Genomic DNA, 6892 nt, shown 5'->3' on the forward strand with positions numbered 1-6892 from the left:
TGTCCAGGTCGTCCAGACGTTGCGCTTGCTGGCGCAGGCGTTCACCGGGATGGCGCAAGCGACGCGATATACCTTCCAGGCGCAGACGATCACGCATCAAGCGATCGCGGATGCGCATCACCAGGCGTCGATGCAGGCTTTCGACCCGGCGCACCAGGTCGCTGGAATCCGGTGCCAGCAGTTCAGCGGCGGCTGACGGTGTCGGTGCGCGGACGTCGGCCACGAAGTCGCTGATCGACACATCGGTTTCATGGCCGACGGCGCTGACAATCGGGGTGACGCAGGCATCTATCGCGCGGGCCACGGCTTCTTCGTTGAAGCACCAGAGGTCTTCCAGCGAACCGCCGCCTCGGGCGAGGATCAGCGCATCGAAACCGCGGGCGTCGGCCAGTTTCAGTGCGCGGACAATCTGCGCGGTGGCTTCGCGGCCTTGCACGGCGGTGGGGATCAGGGTCAGCACCACTTGYGGCGCACGGCGACGGAAGACGCTGATGATGTYGCGAATCACCGCACCGGTCGGCGAACTGATGATGCCGATGCGTTGCGGRTGGGCCGGCAGCGGTACTTTGCGTTCGGCACTGAACAGGCCTTCGGCGCTGAGTTTTTCCTTCAGCGCATCGAACGCCAGACGCAGCGCACCGTCACCGGCAGGCTCCACGGTGTCGAGAATCAGCTGATAGTCGCCACGCCCTTCAAACAGCGAAACCTTGCCCCGGACCTTGACCGCCAGGCCATCCTTCAGCGCCTGGCGAACCCGCGCAGCGTTCTGCCGGAACAGCGCGCAACGCACCTGGGCGCCACTGTCCTTGAGGGTGAAATAGATGTGGCCGGACGCCGGGCGGGCGAGGTTGGAGATTTCGCCTTCGACCCAGATGTTGCTGAACACGTCTTCAAGCAACACCCGCGCGCGGCCATTGAGCTGGCTGACCGTCAGGACTTCTCGGTCCAGGCCGAGTCTTGCAAAGGGATCTTTAATCATGGGGCGCAGTTTAAAGGCATTCGGCGGTCAATCTCCATGGCCGATTACCTTCTTGCTGAAGTGAACGCTGCGCGGTCCCTTGTGGGAGCGAGCCTGCTCGCGATTGCGGCGTGACGTTCAACATCAATGTTGTGCTGGATTTTATCGCGGCATTCGGCAATCTGTTGCCGTCGCGGCGCGATGTCGCCAGGCCCGAGTTGTTGCGCTTGCTGCCGTGCATGGCGGTGGGGTGTACGTTGGGAGTGATCTTCCTGCTGAACCTCAAATCGAACCTGTTGCTGCTATTGATGGGGCTGTTTATCAGCGCGTATGCGATTTACAGCTTGTGGGGGACCGCCCGGCCGACGCAGTTGGCTGCCGCGTGGGCGATCCCGATGGGCACGGTGGGCGGAATGTTCGGGGCGCTGTTCGGCAGTGGCGGCTTTTTATATGCCATCTATCTGAACAGCCGCTTGCCCAAGGATGAGGCCCGCGCCACGCAAAGTGCGTTGATCAGTTGCAGTACGGTGGTGCGCTTGAGCCTGTTCGCGATCGCCGGGGTCTATGCCGAGCTACCCTTGTTGGTACTGGCGGTGTGTTTGTTGCCGGCAATGGCGCTGGGGTTGTGGACTGGTCGACGGTTGACGATGAAGTTGTCCCGCGAGGCCTTTGTGCGGCTGGTGACCTGGCTGGTGCTGGCCAGTGGCATTGCCTTGATCGTCAGGTACCTGAACACTTGACCTGAGCCTGTCAGGGATTAAGCTGCCGACCGCCAAATCCTGTGGGAGCGAGCCTGCTCGCGAATAGGCCATCACCGTCAATATCAAGGTTGCCTGATCTGCCGCTATCGCGAGCAGGCTCGCTCCCACAGGGATAATCTTCAGTGTTTGCAACAGGGCTACACCCATGAACTCGCAAAGCATCCTCGTCCCGAAAATCTCCACACTGCCGGTGCACGAACCTCGGGCGCGGGCGATTGTGCGGTGGCTGGTGCGCAAGAACATCATTGAAGAACAGCTCACCACCTGCGGTCGTACCGGCAATCGCATGGCCCACGCCATCGCACCGGGAGCGCGGGCGGTGGTGTTGCATCCTGAGGCGCTGCCGTTTGGCGAGCCGATCAATGGGCTGGAAATCATCACCAAGCGCTGCATCTATACGCCGGCCAAGGGCTTTCTCGAAGAAGCCGGTTGTGCCGAATGCCGCAAGGAAATCGGCGAAGCGCTGTTCGAAAGCCTGGAAGACTGGATGCCGGGGCGCACCGACAACTTCATCTGCCCGGAATGCGGACATGAAGACGACATCAACGGCTTTCTGTTCCTGCAGGAATGCGGCTTCTCGAACCTGGGCTTTATCTTCAACAACTGGGCGGAGGCCGGGTTCAAGCAGAGCTTCATCGACGAATTCGCCGAATGGCTCGACCTGCCGGTGAGTTGGGTCAAGGTGGAGTTGTAGGGGGCCGAGTTACCCGTATATCAGTAATACCAATAATAGACAGAGTTTTACATTGAGCCGGCGGGGGTGTCTGAGTATAATGGCGCGCTTCCATTTTCCCGCTCGGGAGCCCCCGCGATGCTGCGTATCAGCCAAGAAGCTCTGACCTTCGACGACATTCTTTTAGTGCCTGGTTATTCCGAGGTGCTTCCTAACGAAGTCAGTCTCAAAACCCGCCTTACCCGTGGCATCGAGCTGAATATTCCACTGGTTTCCGCTGCCATGGACACCGTCACTGAAGCCCGTCTGGCAATTGCCATGGCTCAGGAAGGTGGCATCGGCATCATCCACAAGAACATGACCATCGAGCAGCAAGCTGCCGAAGTGCGCAAGGTCAAGCGGTACGAGGCCGGCGTGGTCAAGGACCCGATCACCATCGAGGCTGACGCCACGGTACGTGAGCTGTTCGAACTGACCCGCATGAACAACATCTCCGGCGTTCCGGTACTGCACGATGGCGACCTGGTCGGCATCGTCACTTCCCGTGACGTGCGTTTCGAGAACCGTCTGGACGCCACTGTCCGTGAAGTGATGACGCCTAAAGAGCGTCTGGTCACGGTCAAGGAAGGCGCCAACAAGAACGACGTTCGCGAGTTGTTGCACAAGCACCGTATCGAGCGCGTGCTGATCGTCGACGATAAATTCGCCCTCAAAGGCATGATGACCGTCAACGACATCGAAAAAGCCAAGGCCTACCCACTGGCCAGCAAGGACGACCAGGGTCGTCTGCGCGTCGGCGCTGCAGTCGGTACCGGTAAAGACACCGGCGATCGCGTCGCGGCACTGGTTGCTGCCGGTGTTGACGTGGTGGTGGTCGACACTGCCCACGGTCACTCCAAAGGCGTGATCGACCGTGTTCGCTGGGTCAAACAGAATTTCCCTGAAGTCCAGGTAATCGGCGGCAACATTGCCACCGGCGCTGCTGCCAAGGCCCTGGCCGAAGCGGGCGCGGATGCGGTCAAGGTCGGTATCGGCCCAGGCTCGATCTGCACCACCCGTATCGTTGCCGGTGTCGGCGTGCCGCAAATCAGCGCCATCGCCAACGTCGCCGCTGCCCTTGAAGGCACTGGCGTTCCGTTGATCGCCGACGGCGRTATCCGTTTCTCCGGTGACCTGTCCAAGGCCATCGTTGCCGGTGCTTCCTGCGTGATGATGGGCTCGATGTTCGCCGGTACTGAAGAAGCACCAGGCGAGATCGAACTGTTCCAGGGCCGTTCGTACAAGGCTTACCGTGGCATGGGTTCGCTGGGCGCCATGTCCCAGGCTCAAGGCTCTTCGGACCGTTACTTCCAGGACTCCTCGGCAGGCGCCGAGAAGCTGGTTCCGGAAGGTATCGAAGGGCGTGTTCCGTACAAGGGCACCCTGAGCGCCATCATCCATCAACTGATGGGCGGCCTGCGTTCCTCGATGGGTTACACCGGCAGTGCCGACATCGAAGAAATGCGCACCAAGCCTGAGTTCGTGCGGATCACCGGCGCTGGCATGGCCGAGTCGCACGTCCACGACGTACAGATCACCAAAGAAGCGCCAAACTACCGCGTAGGTTGAGCCTTCAAGCAAATCGTTAAGCAACCGGGGCTGTTCTATTCAGCCCCGAGTTGTTTCTGAATCACGACTGTTTTTGAATTACTTAGACGAGACTGAATCATGGCCCTCGACATTCACGCTCACCGCATCCTGATCCTCGACTTCGGTTCCCAGTACACCCAGCTGATCGCCCGTCGCGTGCGTGAAATCGGTGTTTACTGCGAACTGCACCCGTTCGACATGGATGAAGACGCGATTCGCGAATTCGCTCCAAAAGGCGTCATTCTCGCCGGCGGCCCCGAGTCCGTACACGTCGCTGACAGTCCGCGCTGCCCGCAAGCCGTATTTGACCTGGGCGTCCCGGTCTTCGGGATCTGCTACGGCATGCAGACCATGGCTGAACAGCTGGGTGGCAAGGTTGAAGGTTCCGAGCTGCGTGAGTTCGGTTACGCCCGTGTCGACGTCGTCGGCAAGAGCCGTCTGCTGGACGGTATCGAAGACCACATCGACGCCGATGGCCTGTTCGGCCTCGACGTATGGATGAGCCACGGTGACAAGGTCACCAGGATGCCAGAGGATTTCCACATCCTGGCCAGTACCCCGAGCTGCCCGATTGCCGGCATGTTCAAMGATGCTCGCGGCTACTACGGCRTACAGTTCCACCCGGAAGTGACCCACACCAAGCAGGGCGGTCGCATCCTCTCGCGCTTCATCCTCGACATCTGCGGCTGCGAAGCCCTGTGGACGCCTTCGAAGATTGCTGAAGACGCTATCGCTCAGGTCCGCGCCCAGGTCGGTACCGACAACGTACTGCTCGGCCTGTCCGGCGGCGTTGACTCCTCGGTAGTTGCCGCACTGCTGCACAAAGCCATTGGCGATCAGCTGACCTGCGTCTTCGTCGACAACGGCCTGCTGCGTCTGCACGAAGGCGAGCAAGTGATGGCCATGTTCGCCGAGAACATGGGCGTCAAGGTGATCCGTGCCAACGCCGAAGACCAGTTCCTGAACAACCTGGCCGGCGAAAGCGACCCAGAGAAGAAGCGCAAGATCATCGGCCGTACCTTCATCGACGTGTTCGATGCCGAATCCTGCAAGYTCGACAACATCAAGTACCTGGCCCAGGGCACCATCTACCCGGACGTGATCGAGTCGGCTGGCGCGAAAAGCGGCAAGGCACACGTGATCAAGTCGCACCACAACGTGGGTGGCCTGCCGGAAGAAATGAACCTCAAGCTGGTTGAACCGCTGCGCGAGCTGTTCAAGGACGAAGTCCGTCGTCTGGGCCTGGAACTCGGCCTGCCGTACGACATGGTCTACCGTCACCCGTTCCCGGGCCCGGGCCTGGGCGTGCGGATCCTTGGTGAAGTGAAGAAGGAATACGCCGACCTGCTGCGTCGCGCCGACCACATCTTCATCGAAGAACTGCGCAAGGCCGACTGGTACCACAAAGTCAGCCAGGCGTTCGTGGTGTTCCAGCCGGTGAAATCGGTTGGCGTGGTGGGCGACGGCCGTCGTTACGCCTGGGTTGTCGCCCTGCGTGCAGTAGAAACCATCGACTTCATGACCGCGCGTTGGGCTCACCTGCCTTACGAGCTGCTGGAAACCGTCAGCGGCCGGATCATCAATGAAATCGAAGGCATCTCCCGCGTTACTTACGACGTGTCGAGCAAGCCGCCAGCGACGATCGAGTGGGAATGATCCCGATCTGACTGATCGTCCGTAATAACCGAAAGGCCCCGTGAATGTGAATTCACGGGGCCTTTTGCGTATCGCGTTACGGTGTTTTCCTACGCTGGCAAGCGTCCTTCGAGCTTCATGCCCATGCGGGTGAGTGCGTGCGAAAGATCGACCAGGCTGGGGTAAGTTTTTTGATGGACGTCGGTCCAGGCGGGGCGATTGACCAGGTATTGCCCATCGGCCGTTCGTTCAACCAGGGTTTCTGTGATCAGATTGGTTCTGCTGCGATGGATCAATGTCCAGGTTCCATCAGACTCCTTGAAGGTGAACATTCCCTGGCGGAACAGCAGGCGAGCGATTTCGTCCGGCGTTCGTTGCAGCATGGGCATCGGCACTTGCAGGCTGATATCGGCATACAAGGTGTCGAACTCTCCGTGGAATTTTACGGAGGGCGGGCTGGCATTGCGACCCACCTCGACGCCGTGGTCTATCTCTATATGCAGGCTGCGTTCTGGAAGCACCTCCTCAATACGCAAACCGATACCGCCGTTCATTTCACTGATGCCGGCAATGCCTCTAAAGGTATTGGTGTTTTCCTGGCCCGTCAGGACCACCCATTTACCTGATCTGCCAAGCGCTTCATTGGCACGCATGATCGTGGTGGTGAGGTAGTTTTTAATGGATTGTTCCTGAACGTCAATCAAGGGCGATGCCGGATAGCGGTAGCTTGCCAGGCAGTCGGTCGCCTGGATCCGGATACCGTTCTCGCGAGCCACCTTGACGACCTCGAGTGGGGTGAACTTCCCGGCAGGATCGCTTTGGAGCTGTTTCAGATACTTTTCGAGCATGCCGTCCATTTCAGCACCTCTGAGGAAAGTATTCAGGTCGAATTGATTGAAGTCGTTGAGCAAGCGATGCATATAGATCGTCTTGACGCCTTGTCTGGCCAACGTCTGCATGTTCTCGATCAGGAATCGCATACTGGCAATACGATCCTGGCTTTCTCCAATCACCAGCCCCGGCGAAGCATCAAAGATGTTCTGAATGAGTTCCGGGACAGTCATGGACGGCGTGATGACGGGCTGTACCGGACGTGCCGGTAATGAGGCAAAGAAGTTTTCTTTGGAAAGGAGGGCGCGAGTATCTTTCAACAGGGCGGCGCGATGTCCTGCGACGAACTCTTCATAGGCTGTCAGCCCTTGTATTCGTCCGTTGGGAAGGTTGATCATTTTTACG

General features: G+C 59.3%; 5 protein-coding genes and 1 pseudogene. 4 read left to right on the top strand and 2 right to left on the bottom strand.

Annotated elements, in window-relative coordinates; genetic code table 11:
* Window positions 1-979: exodeoxyribonuclease VII large subunit (xseA, locus tag AC1DH9_RS19455; RefSeq protein WP_477808608.1), on the bottom strand; the 979-nt coding region annotated here is incomplete at its 3' end.
* Window positions 980-1107: 128 nt separating this feature from the next.
* Between xseA and AC1DH9_RS19460 the strand changes: the two are divergent.
* From AC1DH9_RS19460 to guaA, 4 genes and pseudogenes are all read left to right on the top strand, one after another.
* Window positions 1108-1698, top strand: a pseudogene (locus AC1DH9_RS19460) (sulfite exporter TauE/SafE family protein); the annotation flags it as partial.
* A gap of 166 nt (window positions 1699-1864) precedes the next feature.
* Window positions 1865-2413 (top strand): sugar ABC transporter ATPase, encoded by a 549-nt coding sequence (locus AC1DH9_RS19465; RefSeq protein ID WP_145015139.1) that lies wholly within the window; start codon window positions 1865-1867, stop codon window positions 2411-2413.
* Window positions 2414-2530: 117 nt separating this feature from the next.
* Entirely contained in the window at window positions 2531-4000 is a 1470-nt protein-coding gene (gene guaB, locus AC1DH9_RS19470; protein ID WP_477808609.1) for an IMP dehydrogenase, read from the top strand.
* Window positions 4001-4099: 99 nt separating this feature from the next.
* The gene (gene guaA, locus AC1DH9_RS19475) at window positions 4100-5677 is read left to right on the top strand and encodes a glutamine-hydrolyzing GMP synthase (protein WP_477808610.1); all 1578 of its coding nucleotides are present in this window, start codon (window positions 4100-4102) and stop codon (window positions 5675-5677) included.
* 89 nt (window positions 5678-5766) lie between these two features.
* Here the strand turns inward: guaA and AC1DH9_RS19480 are convergent.
* Window positions 5767-6892 (bottom strand): membrane-targeted effector domain-containing toxin (locus AC1DH9_RS19480; RefSeq protein ID WP_477808611.1); only part of this gene is annotated, 1126 nt, incomplete at its 5' end.

It is taken from the genome of Pseudomonas sp. 05T35, assembly GCF_056396605.1.